Below are 631 nucleotides of genomic sequence, written 5' to 3' on the forward strand. Positions count from 1 at the left end.
ACCGTATATAGAAAATGTGAGTGAGCATGTAATTCAATATGGTGATGCATTTAAACAGGAGTTTTATTGTTTATCTCAACAAGGCCACAAACCCAAGGATATATTTTTATCATTGGGTCTTGACCCAGCGCTCCTCGGAAGTAATGTGATACGGAGTTTTGTAAGGAGCATGAAGGATTTCCAGCCCGAATTAAATCAGGCAGGCCAACCAATCAGTATCACGCGATCATTGATTGAAAAGGATGAGGAAATTGAAAAACTAAAGTTTGAAGTGAAATTTCTAAAAAAAAAGAGGCTCATCGACTTGGGAATGTTTCCGAAAGAGAAGCCAAACGACACTACTTTAGACTGATTCAAGAGACATTTGAATCCCCAACTAACACGTGGACCATTGAAGCGCTCTGTCGTTTTTGTGGTGTATCAAAAAGCGGCTACTATCGATGGAAAAAGATTACTCAGGTGAATATTGAAAAGCGAGAACGTGAAGATCAAGTGGCTTTTTCTTTAATCCTAGAGGCATTTAATTACCGTCAAAAGCCCAAAGGACAGCGACAAATATTGATGCATTTAGCTCACAATCGCACCCCGATGTGCCGCAGTAAAATTCGTCGATTGATGAAGAAATTCAATT

The 631-nt window shown here is 39.3% G+C and carries 1 protein-coding gene; it reads left to right on the forward strand.

Going from position 1 to position 631, the window contains the following annotated elements; genetic code table 11:
* The coding region (locus tag ACEN33_RS12450; RefSeq protein WP_407095212.1) for an HTH domain-containing protein at positions 1-352 on the forward strand (352 nt) is incomplete at its 5' end.
* Positions 353-631 lie beyond the last annotated feature (279 nt).

The sequence above is a fragment of the Ruoffia sp. FAM 24228 genome (genome assembly GCF_045528575.1).
GTDB classification, from domain to species: Bacteria; Bacillota; Bacilli; order Lactobacillales; family Aerococcaceae; genus Ruoffia; species Ruoffia halotolerans.